The 20,714-nt window shown below is 51.0% G+C and carries 20 protein-coding genes; 11 read left to right on the top strand and 9 right to left on the bottom strand.

What is annotated here, in order from left to right:
* Window positions 1-301: 301 nt before the first annotated feature.
* Window positions 302-1,696, top strand: coding sequence for a carbohydrate porin (locus EAS44_RS23960; RefSeq protein ID WP_000749934.1), 1,395 nt, complete (start codon window positions 302-304; stop codon window positions 1,694-1,696).
* A 40-nt stretch (window positions 1,697-1,736) separates the two neighbouring features.
* On the opposite strand, the gene rhaM is transcribed toward EAS44_RS23960, so the two are convergent.
* The 4 genes from rhaM to rhaB all read right to left on the bottom strand — a co-directional run bounded on the left by rhaM (window position 1,737) and on the right by rhaB (window position 5,887).
* Window positions 1,737-2,051, bottom strand: coding sequence for an L-rhamnose mutarotase (gene rhaM, locus EAS44_RS23955; RefSeq protein ID WP_000619492.1), 315 nt, complete (start codon window positions 2,049-2,051; stop codon window positions 1,737-1,739).
* 9 nt (window positions 2,052-2,060) lie between these two features.
* Entirely contained in the window at window positions 2,061-2,885 is an 825-nt protein-coding gene (gene rhaD, locus EAS44_RS23950; RefSeq protein ID WP_001179744.1) for a rhamnulose-1-phosphate aldolase, read from the bottom strand.
* A 276-nt stretch (window positions 2,886-3,161) separates the two neighbouring features.
* Window positions 3,162-4,421, bottom strand: coding sequence for an L-rhamnose isomerase (gene rhaA, locus EAS44_RS23945; RefSeq protein ID WP_001298699.1), 1,260 nt, complete (start codon window positions 4,419-4,421; stop codon window positions 3,162-3,164).
* Entirely contained in the window at window positions 4,418-5,887 is a 1,470-nt protein-coding gene (gene rhaB, locus EAS44_RS23940; RefSeq protein WP_000144110.1) for a rhamnulokinase, read from the bottom strand. The genes rhaA and rhaB overlap by 4 nt, the downstream gene beginning before the upstream one ends.
* A gap of 287 nt (window positions 5,888-6,174) precedes the next feature.
* Here rhaB and rhaS point away from each other — a divergent pair, with 287 nt between their 5' ends.
* Both rhaS and rhaR read left to right on the top strand, forming a co-directional pair.
* A complete protein-coding gene (gene rhaS / locus EAS44_RS23935; protein ID WP_000217149.1) occupies window positions 6,175-7,011 on the top strand; it encodes an HTH-type transcriptional activator RhaS in 837 nt (278 codons plus the stop codon).
* 73 nt (window positions 7,012-7,084) lie between these two features.
* Window positions 7,085-7,933, top strand: coding sequence for an HTH-type transcriptional activator RhaR (gene rhaR, locus EAS44_RS23930; protein WP_001350870.1), 849 nt, complete (start codon window positions 7,085-7,087; stop codon window positions 7,931-7,933).
* On the opposite strand, the gene rhaT is transcribed toward rhaR, so the two are convergent.
* A complete protein-coding gene (gene rhaT / locus EAS44_RS23925; RefSeq protein WP_000063507.1) occupies window positions 7,930-8,964 on the bottom strand; it encodes an L-rhamnose/proton symporter RhaT in 1,035 nt (344 codons plus the stop codon). The genes rhaR and rhaT overlap by 4 nt on opposite strands.
* A gap of 284 nt (window positions 8,965-9,248) precedes the next feature.
* On the opposite strand from rhaT, the gene sodA reads away from it, so the two are divergent.
* From sodA to yiiM, 3 genes are all read left to right on the top strand, one after another.
* Entirely contained in the window at window positions 9,249-9,869 is a 621-nt protein-coding gene (sodA, locus tag EAS44_RS23920) for a superoxide dismutase [Mn] (RefSeq protein WP_001350871.1), read from the top strand.
* 259 nt (window positions 9,870-10,128) lie between these two features.
* A complete protein-coding gene (gene kdgT, locus EAS44_RS23915; RefSeq protein WP_001166063.1) occupies window positions 10,129-11,112 on the top strand; it encodes a 2-keto-3-deoxygluconate transporter in 984 nt (327 codons plus the stop codon).
* Between the two features lie 148 nt (window positions 11,113-11,260).
* Window positions 11,261-11,935: a 6-hydroxyaminopurine reductase gene (gene yiiM, locus EAS44_RS23910; protein WP_001270237.1), complete on the top strand. Its 675-nt coding sequence runs from the start codon at window positions 11,261-11,263 to the stop codon at window positions 11,933-11,935.
* Window positions 11,936-12,040: 105 nt separating this feature from the next.
* Here yiiM and cpxA read toward each other — a convergent pair whose 3' ends face one another.
* Window positions 12,041-13,414 carry an envelope stress sensor histidine kinase CpxA gene (gene cpxA / locus EAS44_RS23905; protein WP_000580417.1) on the bottom strand — a complete coding sequence of 458 codons (1,374 nt, stop codon included), beginning with the start codon at window positions 13,412-13,414 and terminating at the stop codon, window positions 12,041-12,043.
* Entirely contained in the window at window positions 13,411-14,109 is a 699-nt protein-coding gene (gene cpxR, locus EAS44_RS23900; RefSeq protein ID WP_001033720.1) for an envelope stress response regulator transcription factor CpxR, read from the bottom strand. Before cpxR ends, cpxA begins: the two co-directional genes overlap by 4 nt.
* A gap of 149 nt (window positions 14,110-14,258) precedes the next feature.
* Here cpxR and cpxP point away from each other — a divergent pair, with 149 nt between their 5' ends.
* The 5 genes from cpxP to cdh all read left to right on the top strand — a co-directional run bounded on the left by cpxP (window position 14,259) and on the right by cdh (window position 19,124).
* On the top strand, window positions 14,259-14,759 hold the full coding sequence (cpxP, locus tag EAS44_RS23895; protein ID WP_001350872.1) for a cell-envelope stress modulator CpxP: 501 nt from the start codon (window positions 14,259-14,261) through the stop codon (window positions 14,757-14,759).
* A gap of 148 nt (window positions 14,760-14,907) precedes the next feature.
* On the top strand, window positions 14,908-15,810 hold the full coding sequence (gene fieF / locus EAS44_RS23890; RefSeq protein ID WP_001076748.1) for a CDF family cation-efflux transporter FieF: 903 nt from the start codon (window positions 14,908-14,910) through the stop codon (window positions 15,808-15,810).
* Window positions 15,811-15,990: 180 nt separating this feature from the next.
* Window positions 15,991-16,953: a 6-phosphofructokinase gene (gene pfkA, locus EAS44_RS23885; protein ID WP_000591795.1), complete on the top strand. Its 963-nt coding sequence runs from the start codon at window positions 15,991-15,993 to the stop codon at window positions 16,951-16,953.
* Between the two features lie 319 nt (window positions 16,954-17,272).
* On the top strand, window positions 17,273-18,262 hold the full coding sequence (sbp, locus tag EAS44_RS23880; RefSeq protein ID WP_000758731.1) for a sulfate/thiosulfate ABC transporter substrate-binding protein Sbp: 990 nt from the start codon (window positions 17,273-17,275) through the stop codon (window positions 18,260-18,262).
* Window positions 18,263-18,368: 106 nt separating this feature from the next.
* Window positions 18,369-19,124: a CDP-diacylglycerol diphosphatase gene (gene cdh / locus EAS44_RS23875; RefSeq protein WP_000709001.1), complete on the top strand. Its 756-nt coding sequence runs from the start codon at window positions 18,369-18,371 to the stop codon at window positions 19,122-19,124.
* A 54-nt stretch (window positions 19,125-19,178) separates the two neighbouring features.
* On the opposite strand, the gene tpiA is transcribed toward cdh, so the two are convergent.
* Together tpiA and yiiQ are read right to left on the bottom strand one after the other, a co-directional pair.
* Window positions 19,179-19,946, bottom strand: a complete 768-nt coding sequence (gene tpiA / locus EAS44_RS23870; RefSeq protein WP_001216325.1) for a triose-phosphate isomerase — start codon at window positions 19,944-19,946, stop codon at window positions 19,179-19,181.
* Window positions 19,947-20,053: 107 nt separating this feature from the next.
* Window positions 20,054-20,653, bottom strand: coding sequence for a YiiQ family protein (gene yiiQ, locus EAS44_RS23865; protein WP_000802217.1), 600 nt, complete (start codon window positions 20,651-20,653; stop codon window positions 20,054-20,056).
* Between the last annotated feature and the right edge of the window lie 61 nt (window positions 20,654-20,714).

Genomic DNA, 20,714 nt, shown 5'->3' with positions numbered 1-20,714 from the left:
ATGATTTTGTGAATGTTAAAATGTCTCAGATAATTTGTTTAAGCGTTATTTATATTTGTGGCTTATGAGTCAGCGTGAATCATATCTAATATTTTTTACGATATTTAGTTAAAAACGGCACTATTGTTATATTCCTCACGTTCCAGGAAATCAGCGGATTTACTCATATTATGCGGCGGGATACTATCCATCGGCCTGCTGAAGTTGGATTAAAAATTCGAAAGTGCACACCTTATATTTCTCTATATACGTATTCCTTTTGGAAAGCGTAGGGTCTCCTTTATTTCAGGGAACGTAAATAATGAAAAAATCGACATTATCTTTAGCCATCGGTTTATTATTGGCATGTAGTACCGGTATGGCAAAAACACAGCATTTAACGCTGGAACAACGCATGGCATTGCTGGAAGAACGCCTGGAAGCGGCAGAAATGCGGGCAGCAAAAGCAGAGGGGCAGGTTAAACAGCTTCAGACACAACAAGCCGCCGAGATCCGCGAAATTAAAACCGCACAGGGCAACACGCCGGTAAACGGTCAATCAACGACGGAGTCAGAGAAGAAAAACGCCACCCCGCCTAATCTCCTGCTTTCAGGGTATGGCGATTTAAAAATCTACGGTGACGTCGAATTTAATATGGATGCGGAAAGTAATCATGGCCTGCTGGCAATGACCAACGCTGATGTGAATAGCGATCCCACTAATGAACAGTGGAATCTCAATGGTCGTATTCTGTTAGGTTTTGATGGTATGCGAAAACTGGATAATGGCTATTTCGCTGGGTTCTCCGCACAACCGCTGGGGGATATGCACGGTTCAGTAAATATCGATGATGCGGTTTTCTTCTTTGGCAAAGAAAACGACTGGAAGGTCAAAGTAGGCCGTTTTGAAGCCTACGATATGTTCCCGCTGAATCAGGATACCTTTGTTGAACATTCCGGTAATACTGCGAACGATCTTTATGACGATGGCAGCGGTTATATCTATATGATGAAAGAGGGCCGCGGACGTTCTAACGCTGGCGGTAATTTCCTCGTCAGCAAACAACTCGATAACTGGTATTTTGAATTAAACACGTTACTGGAAGACGGAACATCTTTATATAACGACGGTAATTATCATGGACGCGATATGGAACAGCAGAAAAATGTTGCTTATCTGCGTCCGGTAATTGCCTGGTCGCCGACGGAAGAATTCACCGTTTCCGCAGCGATGGAAGCGAATGTGGTAAATAATGCTTATGGTTATACCGATAGCAAGGGTAATTTTGTCGATCAGTCCGATCGTACCGGTTATGGCATGAGTATGACCTGGAATGGCCTGAAAACCGATCCGGAAAATGGCATCGTGGTTAATCTTAATACCGCCTATTTAGATGCTAATAATGAAAAAGATTTCACGGCAGGGATTAACGCGCTGTGGAAACGTTTCGAGCTGGGTTATATCTATGCACATAATAAGATTGATGAATTTAGTGGCGTGGTTTGTGATAACGATTGCTGGATTGATGATGAAGGAACATACAACATTCACACCATTCATGCGTCTTATCAGTTCGCTAATGTGATGGATATGGAGAACTTTAATATTTACCTCGGCACGTATTACTCCATTCTGGATAGCGACGGCGATAAGATACACGGCGACGATAGTGATGACCGTTACGGCGCACGCGTTCGCTTTAAATACTTCTTCTGATGAAAGGGCGGTGCTGGATATTTTCCGGCACCGCAACTCATTAAGGCAGGTAAAACACTTCTTGCAGTTCGCTACTGACTGGGCTGTTATCCGCATTAGCGGGCATAACGTCGGTCATATATTTCCACCAACGTTGGCAAACATCTGTACTGGCAACCGCATTCCACCGTTCTTCAGATTCAATCTCTACCGTGGCAAATAGCAGATTATGCGCTTTGTCGAGATAGATGGCGTAGTTATGCGCACCGTGAGATTTCAGCACTGCTTCCAGTTCCGGCCAGATGGGATTATGCCGACGCTGATACTCTTCGTGGGCGTCGGGGTTTACCTGCATGACAAAGGCTTTGCGGATCATGTTTGCTCCTTACAGCGCCAGCGCACTGGCGAGTGGTGTAACGCCGAAACGCTGGCCGAGCGCTATCAACTCTTCACGGCTGATGGTCTGTTTCATGCCGCCCATCGAATAAACCTTCACTAATATTTGTGCTGATTTTTCTGCGGTGTCGATTAAACCGAAGGTTTCATCCAGTGTCGGTCCGGAACCGAACACACCGTGGAAGGGCCACAACACCAGCGAATGTTTTTGCATCTCTTGTGCAGTTGCCTGGCCGATTTCGTCCGTGCCGGGTACCATCCACGGCAGAATGCCAACGCCATCCGGGAATACCACCAGACACTCGGTGCTGCCTTCCCACAGTTGGCGAGTGAAGACCGCGGTGTCGTTTTCCAGCACGTAGGTGAGAGCGATCAGGTTAGTGGCGTGGCAGTGCATGATCACCCGATCTTTGCCGTTGGTGGCTTTAATGCGCTCGCAGTGGGAAAGGAAGTGAGCTGGAAGTTCGGAAGTGGGGACGGCTTCGTTGGTTAACCCCCAAAGAATGTGGTAGCCCGCGCCGTCGCTGTCGACTTTTACGATGCCTAAGTTAGCCGCAGGATCAAGCTGGACGTTACGGAAGAATTTGCCGGAGCCGGTGACAATAAACGGTGTATTTGCCAGTAAAGGCATGGGCTGGCTGAGCGGGATATAGCGCGGTTGTTGGTGAAAATTGTCGTGATATGGTGCGATATCGGCGTCATCCAGGCGCAGCGTCAGGTTGCCGCCGTTGCGCTCGTCCCAGCCTTTCAGCCAGGCATCGGTGGTGGCTTTGATCATTCCCTGGACAAACCAGGACTGGGTTATGTTTTGCATGTTCTGTGTTCCTGTTAATTGGACGTCCGTGCCTGTTGCCGGATGTACGACCCGTAGGCCGGATAAGGCACTTGTGCCGCATCCGGCAATCAATGCCTGATGCGACGCTGTCGCGTCTTATCAGGCCTACAACTGTTGCTGACCCGTAGGCCGGATAAGGCACTCGTGCCGCATCCGGCAATCAATGCCTGATGCGACGCTGTCGCGTCTTATCAGGCCTACAACTATTGCCGACCTGTAGGCCGGATAAGGCACTTGTGCCGCATCCGGCAGTGTTTACCCGCGGCGACTCAAAATTTCTTTCTCATAAGTCCGCACGTTCTCCAGCCATTCGCTACCCGCTGGCGTATCGTGACGCTGACAATACATTTCCCATACCGCCTGCCATGGCAACGATTTCTGCTCTTCCAGTAGCGCCAGACGCGCAGTGTAATCGCCCGCCGCTTCCAGCTTGCGTAGTTCAGCGGTAGGTTCCAGCAACGCACGTAGCAGGGCTTTTTTCATATTGCGTGTACCAATGACCCACGCGGCAATGCGGTTGATAGAGGCATCGAAGAAGTCGAGGCCGATATGCACCCGGTCGAACAGATCGTGACGAACAATCTCACTGGCAATCGCCTGGGTTTCATCATCCAGCAGCACTACGTGATCGCTGTCCCAGCGAACCGGACGGCTGACGTGCAGCAGCAACTGCGGCACATACAGCATGGCGGCGGAAATCTTGTCGGAAATCACTTCAGTCGGGTGGAAATGCCCGGCGTCCAGGCACAGCGCTGTCTGGCGGCTGGTGGCATACCCCAGGTAAAACTCATTGGAGCCAACCGTGTAGCTCTCCGCGCCAATGCCAAACAATTTGCTCTCAACGGCGTCGATATGGTGCGCAGGGTTTAGCTTCTCGCTGATCACCTCATCCAGTGCTGCCAGCAAACGCTGGCGTGGGGCGAGACGGTCAACGGTGATATCTTTCATACCATCCGGGATCCAGATGTTCATCACCGATGGTGTGCCGAGTTGCTCGCCAAAATAGGCTGAAACACGGCGGCTGGCTTTACAGTGGTCAATCCAGAACTGGCGAATGCGGTCGTCGGCATGGGAAAGCGTAAAGCCATCGGCGCTTAGCGGATGCGAAAAACAGGAGGGGTTAAAATCCAGACCGAGCTGATTGGCTTTCGCCCATTCAACCCAGTTTTTGAAGTGCTCTGGTTTGATCTGGTCGCGCGAGACTGGCGTGTCTGATTCCAGATAGATGGCATGTAAATTAAGCCGTTTCGGCCCTGGAATCAGCCGCATAGCCTGTTCCAGATCGGCACGTAGCTCACTGGCATTACGCGCTTTGCCCGGATAATTACCAGTAGCCTGAATACCACCGGTCAGCGAACCTTCCGGGTTTTCAAAACCGGAAACATCATCGCCCTGCCAGCAGTGCATTGAAACGGGTAAACGATCAAGTTGGCGCAGTGCCTCCTCGACATCAATCCCTACTGCCGCGAAACGCTGTTTCGCAAGCTCCCAGGCCTGTTCCAGTTGAGTGGTCATGCGCAAAGCTCCTTTGTCTGTCGTGTAGAGTGAATCTGCGCCACATAGTGGGCAATTTCACTGTCAGGATTAGGGGTAAAGGTGGTCAGATTCGCGGTAGTGCTGACGACCTGACGGAAATCATCCACATTGTTGAGTTCATCCAGCGTCATTAACTGGATGCCGATATTGCCGAGCGTCGAGGCTTCAACAGGCCCTGCGATCACCCGAATACCGCAGGCATCGGCACACAGCTGGTTGAGCAGCGTGTTCTGGCAGCCGCCGCCGACAATATGCAGTTGCGAGAAATCTTCACCACGCAGCTGCGCCAGCTCATGCAACACATCGGCATACAGCAGCGCCAGACTGTCGAAAATACAGCGCGCCAGTTCAGCATCACTTTCCGGGATCGGTTGCGCCGTTTCCCGACACGCAGCCTGAATTTCGCTGCACATCTCGTCAGGATTAATAAAGCGATCGTCATTGGGATTGATGATGAAGCGGCAGGCCGGAAGTGCCTGTGTTGCGGCGATAAGCGCCGGAAGATCGTTGATTTGCCGCTCCTGAAGCACTCGCTGAAGCAGCCATAAGCCCATAATATTTTTCAGCACCCGATAGCGACCTTCCGCCCCGCCTTCGTTGGTGATATTGGCTGCCAGCGCCGTGTCATTGGTAAATGGCGTCTGGCTTTCGAAGCCCATCAATGACCAGGTGCCAGAAGAGAGATAAGCGGCGCGTGAACCGTTTAACGGCGAGGCGATAACCGCGCTGGCGGTATCATGGCTGGCAACGGCGACCACCGGAATCTCATTACCCTGCGGGCAAATCCAGTGACCTATGACATTACCCGGATGCGTCGGGCGACCAAACCAGGCTTTGTTGGCACCGCTCCACGCCAGTAGCGACTCGTCCCAGTCGTCGCTATTGATATTGACCAGTTGCGTGGTCGTGGCGTTGGTATATTCCCAGTTCATCTTGCCGGTCAGGCGATAACTAAAGTAATCCGGTATCAGCAAAGCGTGAGCAATGTGTGGAATAAGTTCTGGTTGCTGCTCTGTCAGTGCACGTAGCTGATAGATCGTATTGAAGGGCAGAAACTGGATGCCGCTACGTTGATAAATATCGCGTTTGCCGAGTTGTTGTTGTGCCTGCGCCATTAGGCCATTGGTGCGGCTATCGCGATAAGCAACGGGCAGGCCCACACGCTGACCCTGTTGGTCGAGCAGCACAAAGTCCACGCCCCAGGTATCAATCCCAATGCTATCGATACGAATCCCTTCCTCGCACACCTTGTTTAATCCAAGGCGAATGGCACTTTCCAGGCTATCCACATTCCAGGTGACATAACCGTTCTGGCTATGCAGGCCATTGTTAAAACGATGGATTTCGCGCAGCGTCAGGCTGCGGCATTCACGCTCGTAACGCGCCAGCATCACGCGCCCACTGGATGCGCCGAGATCGACGGCGACACAATTGCGAAAGGTCATAATGTGATCCTGCTGAATTTCATTACGACCAGTCTAAAAAGCGCCTGAATTCGTGACCTTCTCGTTACTGACAGGAAAATGGGCCATTGGCAACCAGGGAAAGATGAACGTGATGATGTTCACAATTTGCTTCATTGTGGTGATGTGATGCTCACCGCATTTCCTGAAAATTCACGCTGTATCTTGAAAAATCGACGTTTTTTACGTGGTTTTCCGTCGAAAATTTAAGGTAAGAACCTGACCTCGTGATTACTATTTCGCCGTGTTGACGACATCAGGAGGCCAGTATGACCGTATTACATAGTGTGGATTTTTTTCCGTCTGGTAACGCGTCCGTGGCGATAGAACCCCGGCTCCCGCAGGCGGATTTTCCTGAACATCATCATGATTTTCATGAAATTGTGATTGTCGAACATGGCACGGGTATTCATGTATTTAATGGGCAGCCCTATACCATCACCGGTGGGACGGTCTGTTTCGTACGCGATCATGATCGGCATCTGTATGAACATACCGATAATCTGTGTCTGACCAATGTGCTGTATCGCTCGCCGGATCGATTTCAGTTTCTCGCCGGGCTGAATCAGTTGCTGCCACAAGAGCAGGATGGGCAGTATCCGTCTCACTGGCGCGTTAACCACAGCGTGTTGCAGCAGGTGCGACAGCTGGTTGCACAGATGGAACAGCAGGAAGAGGAAAATGATTTACCCTCGACCGCCAGTCGCGAGATCTTATTTATGCAATTACTGCTCTTGCTGCGTAAAAGCAGTTTGCAGGAGAACCTGGAAAACAGCGCGTCACGTCTCAACTTGCTTCTGGCCTGGCTGGAGGACCATTTTGCCGATGAGGTGAATTGGGACGCTGTGGCGGATCAATTTTCTCTTTCGCTGCGTACGCTACATCGGCAGCTTAAGCAGAAAACGGGACTGACGCCTCAGCGTTACCTGAACCGCCTGCGACTGATGAAAGCCCGACATCTGCTACGCCACAGCGAGGCCAGCGTTACTGACATCGCCTATCGCTGCGGATTTAGCGACAGTAACCACTTTTCGACGCTTTTTCGCCGAGAGTTTAACTGGTCACCGCGTGATATTCGCCAGGGACGGGATGGCTTTCTGCAATAACGCGAATCTTCTCAACGTATTTGTACGCCATATTGCGAATAATCAACTTCGCTCTCTGGCCGAGGTAGCCACGGTGGCGCATCAGTTAAAACTTCTCAAAGATGATTTTTTTGCCAGCGACCAGCAGGCAGTCGCTGTGGCTGACCGTTATCCGCAAGATGTCTTTGCTGAACATACACATGATTTTTGTGAGCTGGTAATTGTCTGGCGCGGTAATGGTCTGCATGTACTCAACGATCGCCCTTATCGCATTACCCGTGGCGATCTCTTTTACATTCATGCTGACGATAAACACTCCTACGCTTCCGTTAACGATCTGGTTTTGCAGAATATTATTTATTGCCCGGAGCGGCTGAAGCTGAATCTTGACTGGCAGGGGGCGATTCCGGGATTTAACGCCAGCGCAGGGCAACCACACTGGCGTTTAGGTAGCGTGGGGATGGCGCAGGCGCGGCAGGTTATCGGTCAGCTTGAGCATGAAAGTAGTCAGCATGTGCCGTTTGCTAACGAAATGGCTGAGTTGCTGTTCGGGCAGTTGGTGATGTTGCTGAATCGCCATCGTTACACCAGTGATTCGTTGCCGCCAACATCCAGCGAAACGTTGCTGGATAAGCTGATTACCCGGCTGGCGGCCAGCCTGAAAAGTCCCTTTGCGCTGGATAAATTTTGTGATGAGGCATCGTGCAGTGAGCGCGTTTTGCGTCAGCAATTTCGTCAGCAGACTGGAATGACCATCAATCAATATCTGCGACAGGTCAGAGTGTGTCATGCGCAATATCTCCTCCAGCATAGCCGCCTGTTAATCAGTGATATTTCGACCGAATGTGGCTTTGAAGATAGTAACTATTTTTCGGTGGTGTTTACCCGGGAAACCGGGATGACGCCCAGCCAGTGGCGTCATCTCAATTCGCAGAAAGATTAATTCGCCATGCCGATGCCGACGATGTTAGCGGCAACAATAATCACCACACAACCGAGGCTCAACACCGTTACCGGACGGCGTCCTGCATTGTTCCACTCTTTCAGCACCAGCCCAACGATACCGCCGCACAATACATAGAAGCTCATATGCAGCATCCAACTGATGTAGTCATACTGCGCCGGAATGCGGGCGTGGCCCCAGGCATAGAAAAAGAATTGCAGATACCACATCAACCCACCCAGAGCTGAGAGTAGCACATTGTGAATGATCAGCGGTTTTGCCAGCGAGAAGTCGGCTTTTAGCGACAAATCTTTCACTTTTGCCAGACGAATGAAGCAGAAGCCGAGGTTGATGATTGCGCCGCCGCCCATGATGACAACATAGCTTGGCAGAGCGACATACAGGGGATCGACGCCCAGCGCGGCAGCGGCTTCATGCATCGGTTTTGCGGCGTTCATCGCAAAGGACATCCCGGCAGAGAAAATGCCGCACATCACCGCCAGCACCAGCCCTTTTTTCAGATTGAACTCTTCTGCTTTAATGCCCATCTTGCGCTCTTTCAACTGCCCGGCGCGAGTTACAATCCCTACGCCAATCAGCGCCACCAGAACGCCGAGCAACGTCATGCGTCCGCCTTCGGTATTAATCAGCACATCGAAATTGCCGTTGATAATTGGCGTCATCAGCGTACCGACAATCAACGTAATGCCAATGGCGATGCCAATTCCCATCGACATGCCGAGATAACGCATGGTCAGGCCGTAGTTGATATTACCGATCCCCCACATAGCGCCGAACAGAAAAACAGGCAGCAGCGTAGAGAGACTAAACGAGCTGTAATACGCCCAGAAATTCGGTAGTAACAGGGCGCTGATGGCCCACGGCAGGATAATCCACGAAACAATCCCACCGACTGACCACATGGTTTCCCATGACCATTTTTTTACTTTTTTGAACGGAGCGTAAAAACAGGCTGCACTGGCCGCGCCGATCAAATGCCAAAATATCCCCATCGTAATCGCGTTACTCATCTTCTTATCCTCATCATTTTTCGTCGCGTCACATCTCCGACGAGATGAGTGTAAAAATCGTGCTGTCGATTAACCTTTCGCCTGTTGCCGCCGCTGCCGATTTACTGGCAATCACGGCATTAAGTGGGTGATTTGTTTCACATCTTGGGCATTTTCCTGCAAAACCATACCCTTATGAAAAGTGCGGCATTGATAATCATTTTCAATATCATTTAATTAACTATAATGAACCAACTGCTTACGCGGCATTAACAATCGGCCGCCCGACAACACTGGAGATGAATATGAGTTATACCCTGCCATCCCTGCCGTATGCTTACGATGCCCTGGAACCGCACTTCGATAAGCAGACCATGGAAATCCACCACACCAAACACCATCAGGCCTACGTTAACAACGCCAACGCGGCGCTGGAAAGCCTGCCAGAATTCGCTAACCTGCCGGTTGAAGAGCTGATCACCAAACTGGACCAACTGCCAGCAGACAAGAAAACCGTACTGCGCAATAACGCTGGTGGTCACGCTAACCACAGCCTGTTCTGGAAAGGTCTGAAAAAAGGCACCACCCTGCAGGGTGACCTGAAAGCGGCTATCGAACGTGACTTCGGCTCCGTTGATAACTTCAAAGCAGAATTTGAGAAAGCGGCAGCTTCCCGCTTTGGTTCCGGCTGGGCATGGCTGGTGCAAAAAGGCGATAAACTGGCGGTGGTTTCTACTGCTAACCAGGACTCTCCGCTGATGGGCGAAGCCATTTCTGGCGCTTCCGGCTTCCCGATTCTGGGCCTGGATGTGTGGGAACATGCTTACTACCTGAAATTCCAGAACCGCCGTCCGGACTACATTAAAGAGTTCTGGAACGTGGTGAACTGGGACGAAGCAGCGGCACGTTTCGCAGCGAAAAAATAATCATTTGATGCCTGCTGCAATGAGGCGTTTACGCCGCATTGCAGCTTAAAAAATGAACCATCGCCAACGGCGGTGGTTTTTTTGTGATCAATTTCAAAATAAAAACAATGATCCGATAAAAATAAAACAGCGTTTCAATTGATGTGGTTTTGATCACTTTTATTGATCAAATGAATGTCTATCTTCGTTTCCATCAACACTGATGCTCCGTTGAGGAATGACGCATCAGCCCTTAAAAATATGCCGACAGGTGATGGAAATGCAGATAAAACGCTCGATTGAGAAAATCCCGGGGGGGATGATGCTCGTCCCGCTATTCCTTGGCGCACTGTGCCACACCTTCTCGCCGGGGGCGGGGAAATATTTTGGATCATTCACCAACGGGATGATTACCGGTACGGTGCCCATTCTGGCGGTGTGGTTTTTTTGCATGGGGGCGTCAATAAAATTAAGCGCGACGGGAACGGTACTGCGTAAATCCGGTACGCTGGTGGTAACTAAAATTGCCGTCGCGTGGGTGGTTGCGGCAATTGCCTCGCGCATTATTCCGGAACATGGTGTTGAAGTTGGATTTTTTGCCGGACTTTCAACGTTGGCGCTGGTGGCGGCGATGGATATGACCAACGGCGGACTTTACGCTTCCATCATGCAGCAGTACGGCACAAAAGAAGAAGCTGGGGCATTTGTGTTGATGTCGTTGGAGTCCGGGCCGCTCATGACGATGATTATTCTGGGCACTGCCGGGATTGCCTCGTTTGAACCGCATGTTTTCGTCGGCGCAGTATTGCCGTTCCTGGTGGGCTTTGCCCTGGGGAACCTTGACCCTGAGTTACGAGAATTTTTCAGCAAAGCGGTGCAGACGCTTATTCCATTCTTTGCCTTCGCACTGGGCAATACCATTGATTTGACTGTAATTGCCCAGACAGGTTTGCTGGGGATCCTGTTGGGTGTGGCAGTAATTATCGTGACCGGTATTCCGTTGATTATCGCCGATAAATTGATTGGCGGTGGCGATGGCACTGCCGGAATTGCCGCTTCCAGTTCCGCAGGGGCCGCGGTAGCGACACCTGTGCTGATTGCTGAAATGGTGCCTGCGTTTAAACCTATGGCTCCGGCAGCAACTTCGCTGGTCGCGACGGCGGTCATTGTGACTTCGATTCTGGTGCCAATTCTTACCTCTATCTGGTCACGTAAAGTCAAAGCCAGAGCGGCGAAAATCGAAATTTTAGGTACGGTGAAATAAACCAGCTTCCTTAATCCCCACAGCCGGATGAACTAACGTTCGTCCGGTTTTCAATTGCGTTTCTGCCTGGATACTTACCGCGAAAACAGCACGCCTGACATAAAATAAATATGGTCTAATAGGGAAATTTCTCGTGGAGAGGGAACAGATGCGATATCCGGTTGATGTATACACAGGCAAGATTCAGGCTTATCCCGAAGGCAAACCCAGCGCAATTGCCAAAATCCAGGTTGATGGTGAGTTGATGCTGACGGACCTGGGGCTGGAAGGTGACGAACAGGCGGAGAAAAAGATCCACGGCGGGCCAGACAGAGCGCTGTGTCATTATCCTCGTGAGCATTATCTCTACTGGGCGCGGGAATTTCCGGAACAGGCGGAGCTGTTTGTTGCGCCTGCGTTTGGCGAAAATCTCTCAACCGACGGTCTGACGGAAAGTAATGTTTATATTGGTGATATTTTCCGCTGGGGAGAGGCATTAATTCAGGTCAGCCAGCCACGCTCACCTTGCTATAAACTCAATTACCATTTTGATATCAGCGATATAGCGCAGTTGATGCAAAACACGGGTAAAGTGGGGTGGTTGTATAGCGTAATTGCACCAGGGTTGGTATCTGCTGATGCGCCACTGGAGTTGGTTTCCCGTGTCAGCGATGTGACCGTGCAGGAGGCTGCCGCCATCGCATGGCATATGCCGTTTGATGACGATCAGTATCACCGTTTACTCTCCGCCGCAGGGTTATCGAAAAGCTGGACGCGAACGATGCAAAAGCGCCGACTGAGCGGCAAGATCGAAGATTTTTCCCGCCGATTGTGGGGAAAATAACCCCCGGAGTGTAGGCCTGATAAGACGCTATCAGCGTCGCATCAGGCATCCTGCTCAAATGCCGGATGCGGCGTAAACGCCTTATCCTGCCTACAAATGCGGAGTTTAACTCCGCTTATACAGCGGCAACCAAATCACCAGCCGTAAACCGCCCAGCGGGCTGTCTTCTGCCTTCACCCAGCCACGATGCTGCTGAATGGCGGTTTCAACAATCGCCAGCCCCAAACCTGTACCCCCAGATTCACGATCGCGTGCTTCGTCGGTCCGATAGAACGGACGGAAAATCTGTTCGCGATCTTCCGGGCTAACGCCAGGACCATCGTCGTCCACCGTAATGGTGATACCGTCTTTATCTACCGCAAAGCCCACTTCAATCTTCGTATGGGAATAACGCAGAGCATTACGAACAATGTTTTCCAGCGCACTTTCCAGGGCGTTCGGGTTGCCGTACAGCGGCCACGGCCCAGGTGGGAAGTTAACCGTCAACGACTTGCCCATTTGCTCGGCTTCGAACGCCGCGTTATCCAGCACTTCACTCCACAACTGGTTGGCTTTGATGGTCTCGCTAACCAGCGCATTTTTCTGCTGATTACGTGACATCACCAACAGATCGTTGATCATGCTGTCCAGACGTTGCGCTTCAGTTTCAATACGCTCCAGTTCCTTGCTTTCACCGCTACGACGGCGCAGTAACGCCGTACCCAGTTGCAGACGCGTCAGCGGGGTGCGCAGTTCGTGAGAGATATCAGAAAGTAGACGCTGCTGAGAGGTCATCATGCGCTCCAGCGCGGTGACCATCTGGTTAAAACTGGCACCGGCGGCAAGGAATTCCTGTGGCCCCGCTTCCAGTTCCGGGTGCTGGCGTAAGTTTCCCTGGGCAACTTCATCGGCAGCGTTTTTCAGCTTACGCGCCGGTTTTGCCAGACTCCAGGCCAACCACAACAGCAGCGGCGTACTGACCAGCATGGTGACAATCAGCAGTAATAACGGGCGGTCAAACAGTAAGTTTATGAAATCGGATTGAGAACTGCTGGCCGGACGAATCAGATAAAGTTGGTAATTATCTTCGCCATCACGCACGGAGAACGGACCGACCAGTTCCACGCGGCCATACTTTTTCTTCTGCGGATGATCGGCGTTATCGGCCTGACCAATAAAGTTACGAATGATCTGCATTTCGCTGCGTTCAGCGCCGATCACGCGGCCTTCGGTGGTCACCAGTAACAAACGCTGTCCTGGTGGTGCCCACTTATCAATCGCCCGGAACAGACGCCGCCACCACATTAAATCGTTGGGCGGATCGTTCGCCAGCTCCGCTTCGACATGCTGCTCAATCATCAGACCCTGACGCTGTTCGCTATCCAGAAGCTCGGTCATCTGGCGTGAATCGAGCTTGGGTAACATCAAAACCAACATCAACACCAGCGCCAGCGTCAGCCAGAAGATGGCGAAGATGCGCGCGGTTAAGCTGCCTATCATGAAGCAGAAACCATCAGATAGCCGCGACCACGCAAGGTTTTAAACCACGGGTGACCATCTTTACGATCCGGCAGTTTACGACGCAGGTTGGAAATATGCATATCGATAGCGCGGTCGAAAGGCGTCAGGCGCTTGCCCAGCACTTCCTGGCTTAAATGCTCACGGGAAACCACCTGACCCAGATGCTGTGCCAGCAAATAGAGCAGGGTAAACTCAGTACCGGTTAACTCCAGTGTTTGCCCGTCGAAGGTGGCTTCCTGGCGACCAGGATTGAGACTTAAGGCATCAACTTCCAGTGTCGGTGAACCGTTGTCGTTGTTTTGCTGTTGTTCGCTCCAGTGCGAACGGCGCAGGATCGCGCGAATACGTGCCACCAGCTCACGATCATTAAACGGTTTTGGGAGATAGTCATCTGCGCCCAGCTCAAGGCCGAGAACGCGATCAAGTTCACTGCCGCGCGCCGTCAACATAATGACAGGCGTCTGGTGTGTCTGGCGAAGTGCTTTTAATGTGTCGATACCATTTTTCTTCGGCATCATTACATCAAGCAAAAGTAAATCAATGCTGTCGTCCAGAAGATCAAGCGCCTGTTCCCCATCGTGGGCAACAATCACGTTGAAGCCTTCCATCTCGAGCAGCTCCTTTAATAGGGAAGTCAGCTCTCGGTCATCATCAACTAACAGGATTTTATTCATTGTTTAAATACCTCCGAGGCAGAAATTACGTCATCAGACGTCGCTAATCCATGACTTTACGTTGTTTTACACCCCCTGACGCATGTTTGCAGCCTGAATCGTAAACTCTCTATCGTTGAATCGCGACAGAAAGATTTTGGGAGCAAATGATGCGCATAGTTACCGCTGCCGTCATGGCCTCAACGCTGGCAGTCAGTTCATTAAGCCACGCTGCTGAAGTCGGTTCAGGCGATAACTGTCATCCGGGTGAAGAACTTACGCAGCGCAGTACGCAGAGCCATATGTTCGACGGCATAAGTTTAACCGAACATCAGCGTCAGCAGATGCGAGATCTTATGCAACAGGCCCGGCACGAACAGCCTCCTGTTAATGTTAGCGAACTGGAGACAATGCATCGCCTTGTCACCGCAGAAAATTTTGATGAAAACGCTGTGCGCGCACAGGCAGAAAAAATGGCGAATGAGCAAATAGCTCGTCAGGTTGAGATGGCAAAAGTCCGCAACCAAATGTATCGCCTGTTAACGCCGGAGCAGCAAGCGGTTTTAAACGAGAAACATCAACAACGAATGGAGCAGTTGCGCGACGTGACGCAATGGCAAAAAAGTTCATCGTTGAAGCTATTGAGTAGTAGCAACTCACGTTCCCAGTAGTAAACCCTGTTTTCCTTGCCATAGACACCATCCCTGTCTTCCCCCACATGATGTGGGGGTTTTTTTTATCCTCAATTTGCCTGCTGCTTAATGCATTGCAGATGATTTGCTTCCGTTATACTACCGTCAGTTGATAGCGGGAGTATTTATGAATCAATCTTATGGACGGCTGGTCAGTCGGGCGGCGATTGCTGCGACGGCGATGGCTTCGCTGCTATTGCTGATTAAAATTTTTGCATGGTGGTATACCGGGTCGGTGAGTATTCTCGCCGCGCTGGTGGATTCGCTGGTGGATATCGGCGCGTCGTTGACGAATTTACTGGTGGTGCGATATTCCCTGCAACCTGCCGACGATAATCACTCGTTTGGTCACGGTAAAGCTGAGTCCCTCGCGGCGCTGGCGCAAAGTATGTTTATCTCCGGTTCGGCACTATTCCTGTTTTTGACGGGTATTCAACATCTGGTATCTCCAACACCGATGACAGATCCAGGCGTCGGGGTTATCGTGACAATTGTGGCGCTAATTTGTACGATTATCCTTGTCTCGTTTCAGCGTTGGGTGGTGCGCCGGACGCAAAGCCAGGCGGTGCGGGCTGATATGCTACATTACCAGTCTGATGTTATGATGAACGGCGCAATTCTGCTGGCGCTGGGGTTGTCCTGGTACGGCTGGCATCGCGCCGATGCTCTGTTTGCATTGGGGATCGGCATCTATATTTTATATAGCGCGTTACGCATGGGATATGAGGCGGTACAGTCATTACTGGATCGCGCATTGCCTGATGAGGAACGGCAAGAAATTATTGATATCGTGACTTCCTGGCCGGGTGTTAGCGGCGCTCACGATCTTCGCACGCGGCAGTCAGGGCCGACCCGCTTTATTCAGATTCATTTGGAAATGGAAGACTCTCTGCCTTTGGTTCAGGCACATATGGTGGCGGATCAGGTAGAGCAGGCTATTTTACGGCGTTTTCCGGGATCGGATGTGATTATCCATCAGGACCCCTGTTCCGTCGTACCCAGGGAGGGTAAACGGTCTATGCTTTCATAATCAGTATAAAAGAGAGCCAGACCCGCATTTTGTGTATAAAATACCGCCATTTGGCCTGACCTGAATCAATTCAGCAGGAAGTGATTGTTATACTATTTGCACATTCGTTGGATCATTTCGATGTGCAAGAAGACTTCCGGCAACAGATTTCATTTTGCATTCCAAAGTTCAGAGGTAGTCATGATTAAGAAAATCGGTGTGTTGACAAGCGGCGGTGATGCGCCAGGCATGAACGCCGCAATTCGCGGGGTTGTTCGTTCTGCGCTGACAGAAGGTCTGGAAGTAATGGGCATTTATGACGGCTATCTGGGTCTGTATGAAGACCGTATGGTACAGCTAGACCGTTACAGCGTTTCTGACATGATCAACCGTGGTGGTACGTTCCTCGGTTCTGCGCGTTTCCCGGAATTCCGCGACGAGAACATCCGCGCCGTGGCTATCGAAAACCTGAAAAAACGTGGGATCGACGCGCTGGTGGTTATCGGCGGTGACGGTTCCTACATGGGTGCAATGCGTCTGACCGAAATGGGCTTCCCGTGCATCGGCCTGCCGGGCACTATCGACAACGACATCAAAGGCACTGACTACACTATCGGTTTCTTCACTGCGCTGAGCACCGTTGTAGAAGCGATCGACCGTCTGCGTGACACCTCTTCTTCTCACCAGCGTATTTCCGTGGTGGAAGTGATGGGCCGTTATTGTGGCGATCTGACGTTGGCTGCGGCCATTGCCGGTGGCTGTGAATTCGTTGTGGTTCCGGAAGTTGAATTCAGCCGTGAAGACCTGGTAAACGAAATCAAAGCGGGTATCGCGAAAGGTAAAAAACACGCGATCGTGGCGATTACTGAACATATGTGTGATGTTGACGAACTGGCGCATTTCATCGAGAAAGAAACCGGTCGTGAAACCCGCGCAACTGTGCTGGGCCACATCCAGCGCGGTGGTTCTCCGGTGCCTTACGACCGTATTCTGGCTTCCCGTATGGGCGCTTACGCTATCGATCTGCTGCTGGCAGGTTACGGTGGTCGTTGCGTAGGTATCCAGAACGAACAGCTGGTTCACCACGACATCATCGACGCTATCGAAAACATGAAGCGTCCGTTCAAAGGCGACTGGCTGGACTGCGCGAAAAAACTGTATTAATGATTTCGGAAAAAGGCAGATTCCTTTAGCCTGAAACCGATGACAGAAGCAAAAAGGCCTGATGCGCTTCGCTTATCAGGCCTACATGAATTCTGTAATCTATTGAATTTGCAAACTTTTGTAGGCCGGATAAGGCGTTTGTGCCGCATCCGGCATGGACAAAGCGCACTTTGTCAGCAATATGAGGCGGATTTCTTCCGCCTTTTTAATCCCCCAACATATACTCGCAAGTTATAGCCAATCTTTTTTTATTCTTTAATGTTTGGTCAACCTTCTGGCACGCTTTGCTCATCACAACACAACATAAGAGAGTCGGGCGATGAAAAAGTGGGGCGTAGGGTTAACATTTTTGCTGGCGGCAACCAGCGTTATGGCAAAGGATATTCAGCTTCTTAACGTTTCATATGATCCAACGCGCGAATTGTACGAACAGTACAACAAGGCATTCAGCGCCCACTGGAAACAGCAAACTGGCGATAACGTGGTGATCCGTCAGTCCCACGGTGGTTCAGGCAAACAAGCGACGTCGGTAATCAATGGTATTGAAGCTGATGTTGTCACTCTGGCTCTGGCCTATGACGTGGACGCAATTGCGGAACGCGGGCGGATTGATAAAGAGTGGATCAAACGTCTGCCGGATAACTCCGCACCGTACACTTCCACCATTGTTTTCCTGGTACGTAAGGGTAATTCGAAGCAGATCCATGACTGGAACGATCTGATTAAACCGGGTGTTTCGGTGATCACGCCTAATCCGAAAAGCTCTGGTGGCGCGCGCTGGAACTACCTGGCAGCCTGGGGCTACGCGCTGCATCACAACAACAACGATCAGGTAAAAGCACAGGATTTTGTTCGGGCACTGTATAAAAACGTCGAAGTTCTGGATTCTGGCGCGCGCGGCTCCACTAATACCTTTGTCGAGCGCGGGATTGGCGATGTACTGATCGCCTGGGAAAACGAAGCTCTGCTGGCAGCGAATGAACTGGGGAAAGATAAATTCGAAATCGTCACGCCGAGTGAGTCTATCCTCGCAGAGCCAACCGTGTCGGTGGTCGATAAAGTGGTCGAGAAAAAAGGCACCAAAGAGGTGGCGGAAGCCTACCTGAAATATCTCTACTCGCCAGAAGGTCAGGAAATTGCAGCGAAAAACTACTACCGTCCGCGCGACGCTGAGGTAGCGAAAAAGTACGAAAATGCGTTTCCAAAATTGAAGTTATTCACCATTGATGAAGAGTTCGGCGGCTGGACGAAAGCGCAAAAAGAGCATTTTGCTAACGGCGGTACGTTCGATCAGATCAGCAAACGCTGATTTCCCCAGGATAATTATCAAGCCCGGTGGTTTCTCGCCACTGGGTTTTTTATTTGTCACGATTTTGCGTTACCCTTGCATCTCTTTGAGGTACAGGGAAAAAAAGATGAAAAAAGCGGGTCTTCTTTTTTTGGTGATGATAGTTATCGCCGTTGTGGCTACCGGTATTGGTTACTGGAAATTAACCGGTGAAGAGTCAGACACGTTACGTAAGATTGTTCTTGAGCAATGTTTGCCCAACCAGCAGGAAAACCAAAACCCGTCGCCATGTGCGGAAGTCAAACCCAACGCCGGATACGTGGTTTTAAAAGATCGTCATGGCCCACTGCAATATCTGTTGATGCCAACGTACCGTATTAACGGTACTGAAAGCCCATTGTTGACCGATCCGTCAACGCCTAATTTTTTCTGGTTAGCCTGGCAGGCGCGTGATTTTATGAGCCAAAAATACGGCCAGCCTGTTCCCGATCGCGCGGTATCTCTGGCGATCAACTCCCGCACCGGGCGTACGCAAAACCATTTTCATATTCATATTTCTTGTATTCGTCCTGATGTGCGCGAACAGCTGGATAACAATCTGGCGAACATCAGTAGCCGCTGGTTGCCACTGCCAGGTGGTTTGCGTGGGCATGAGTACCTGGCGCGTCGGGTAACGGAAAGCGAACTGGTACAACGCAGCCCATTTATGATGCTGGCGGAAGAAGTGCCTGAGGCGCGGGAACATATGGGAAGCTACGGGCTGGCGATGGTACGGCAGAGTGATAACTCATTTGTATTGCTGGCGACACAACGAAATCTACTGACGCTGAACCGTGCTTCAGCCGAGGAAATCCAGGATCATCAGTGTGAGATTTTGCGTTAAGGCGAGGAGTTTAGGAAAGTAAGTGCCGGATATGAAATCCGGCACCTGTCAGACTTAAGCCTGTTTAGCCGCTTCTGCAGCTTTAACGATCACGGCGAAAGCGTCAGCTTTCAGAGAAGCACCGCCAACCAGCGCGCCGTCGATGTCTGGCTGAGCAAACAGTTCCGCAGCGTTAGACGCGTTTACAGAGCCGCCGTACTGAATGATCACTTGTTCAGCGATGTTAGCGTCAACTTTAGCAATGTGGTCACGGATGAATTTGTGAACAGCCTGTGCCTGAGCCGGAGTTGCAGATTTGCCAGTACCGATTGCCCATACAGGTTCGTAAGCGATAACCGCACCTTCGAATGCCGCAGCACCCTGAGTTTTCAGTACCGCGTCGATCTGACGTGCACAAACTTCTTCAGTTTTGCCCGCTTCGTTTTCCGCTTCGGTTTCACCGATGCACAGAACCGGAGTCAGACCCTGCTCTTTCAGCACCGCGAATTTTTTCGCGATCAGTTCGTCAGATTCTTTGTGGTAAGTACGACGTTCAGAGTGGCCGATGATGATGTACTGTGCGCCGATGTCTTTCAGCATAGCAGCAGAGGTTTCACCGGTGAATGCGCCGGACAGGTTCAGGTCCACGTTTTGCGCACCCAGCATGATGTGGCTGCCTTCAGCTTCACGCTTCGCCATATCGATGTACATTTCCGGTGGTGCGATTGCAACCGCACAGCCAGCAACACCTGCCAGCTCTTTACGCAGGTTAGATACCAGCTCGTGAACCATGTGGCGGCTGCCGTTCAGTTTCCAGTTACCCATCACTAAAGGATGTCGCATTTTAATTCTCCACGCTTATAAGCGAATAAAGGAAGATGGCCGCCCCGCAGGGCAGCAGGTCTGTGAAACAGTATAGAGATTCATCGGCACAAAGGCTTTGCTTTTTGTCATTTATTCAAACCTTCAAGCGATTCAGATAGCGCCAGCTTAATCGGTTCAACAGCGAAGGTCAGCCCCTTTTCGCCGTTGTCCGCGACAACATAACGCAGTGCACCTTCTGTCTCGGTGTAATAACGTTTGTTTTTCCCCGCCGTTAGTAGCGACTGCAGTTTTTTCTGGCTTTGAGTTTTGGTCATTAATGGGGTGAGTGTGCGGATCACCGCTGCCATGTATGCCTGAGCTTTCGCTTTCGCGGCTTTTTGCTCTGGCCCCTGGATGGGTAGCCAGGTTATTTGAATGCTTTTGATTTTTAAGGTACCGCGCTCCAGCGCAGTAGAAGCATACAAGTTCTCGTTAATTTTACTTGCTGCACGAGTGAGATTGGCTTTGTCGGGACTGCTGTCGATGGCACGAAATTCGTTCAGTGGCAGGCTGGGATTCTGGCTGTTAAAGTCTTCTCGAAACTGGCTGATGGAGAGATCGAAAGTAGGGGCTCCAGCCAGCAGATAAGGCGCGGTCGTTGCCGTATCTGGTGTTTGTGCATGCGCCGTTGTTGTAACGGTTAATGCAGAACATAAGAGAAAAAACAGCGTACACCCTGGCTTCATTGACAGTACCTTTTGTTATGACTGGCTCCGATTAAAACGATATCTGTCGCCCTTGTCAAAA

It is taken from the genome of Escherichia coli DSM 30083 = JCM 1649 = ATCC 11775, from assembly GCF_003697165.2.
Classification (GTDB): Bacteria; Pseudomonadota; Gammaproteobacteria; order Enterobacterales; family Enterobacteriaceae; genus Escherichia; species Escherichia coli.
Note: the sequence above shows the minus strand (reverse complement) of the source record. Positions and strands in the feature narration are given on the sequence as shown.

What these genes read in the sequence shown, in the direction of transcription:
- EAS44_RS23960 (WP_000749934.1), top strand. Translation starts at nt 302, where the DNA reads ATGAAAAAATCGACATTATCTTTAGCCATCGGTTTATTATTGGCATGT.
- rhaM (WP_000619492.1), bottom strand. Translation starts at nt 2,051, where the DNA reads ATGATCCGCAAAGCCTTTGTCATGCAGGTAAACCCCGACGCCCACGAA.
- rhaD (WP_001179744.1), bottom strand. Translation starts at nt 2,885, where the DNA reads ATGCAAAACATAACCCAGTCCTGGTTTGTCCAGGGAATGATCAAAGCC.
- rhaA (WP_001298699.1), bottom strand. Translation starts at nt 4,421, where the DNA reads ATGACCACTCAACTGGAACAGGCCTGGGAGCTTGCGAAACAGCGTTTC.
- rhaB (WP_000144110.1), bottom strand. Translation starts at nt 5,887, where the DNA reads ATGACCTTTCGCAATTGTGTCGCCGTCGATCTCGGCGCATCCAGTGGG.
- rhaS (WP_000217149.1), top strand. Translation starts at nt 6,175, where the DNA reads ATGACCGTATTACATAGTGTGGATTTTTTTCCGTCTGGTAACGCGTCC.
- rhaT (WP_000063507.1), bottom strand. Translation starts at nt 8,964, where the DNA reads ATGAGTAACGCGATTACGATGGGGATATTTTGGCATTTGATCGGCGCG.
- sodA (WP_001350871.1), top strand. Translation starts at nt 9,249, where the DNA reads ATGAGTTATACCCTGCCATCCCTGCCGTATGCTTACGATGCCCTGGAA.
- kdgT (WP_001166063.1), top strand. Translation starts at nt 10,129, where the DNA reads ATGCAGATAAAACGCTCGATTGAGAAAATCCCGGGGGGGATGATGCTC.
- yiiM (WP_001270237.1), top strand. Translation starts at nt 11,261, where the DNA reads ATGCGATATCCGGTTGATGTATACACAGGCAAGATTCAGGCTTATCCC.
- cpxA (WP_000580417.1), bottom strand. Translation starts at nt 13,414, where the DNA reads ATGATAGGCAGCTTAACCGCGCGCATCTTCGCCATCTTCTGGCTGACG.
- cpxR (WP_001033720.1), bottom strand. Translation starts at nt 14,109, where the DNA reads ATGAATAAAATCCTGTTAGTTGATGATGACCGAGAGCTGACTTCCCTA.
- cpxP (WP_001350872.1), top strand. Translation starts at nt 14,259, where the DNA reads ATGCGCATAGTTACCGCTGCCGTCATGGCCTCAACGCTGGCAGTCAGT.
- fieF (WP_001076748.1), top strand. Translation starts at nt 14,908, where the DNA reads ATGAATCAATCTTATGGACGGCTGGTCAGTCGGGCGGCGATTGCTGCG.
- pfkA (WP_000591795.1), top strand. Translation starts at nt 15,991, where the DNA reads ATGATTAAGAAAATCGGTGTGTTGACAAGCGGCGGTGATGCGCCAGGC.
- sbp (WP_000758731.1), top strand. Translation starts at nt 17,273, where the DNA reads ATGAAAAAGTGGGGCGTAGGGTTAACATTTTTGCTGGCGGCAACCAGC.
- cdh (WP_000709001.1), top strand. Translation starts at nt 18,369, where the DNA reads ATGAAAAAAGCGGGTCTTCTTTTTTTGGTGATGATAGTTATCGCCGTT.
- tpiA (WP_001216325.1), bottom strand. Translation starts at nt 19,946, where the DNA reads ATGCGACATCCTTTAGTGATGGGTAACTGGAAACTGAACGGCAGCCGC.
- yiiQ (WP_000802217.1), bottom strand. Translation starts at nt 20,653, where the DNA reads ATGAAGCCAGGGTGTACGCTGTTTTTTCTCTTATGTTCTGCATTAACC.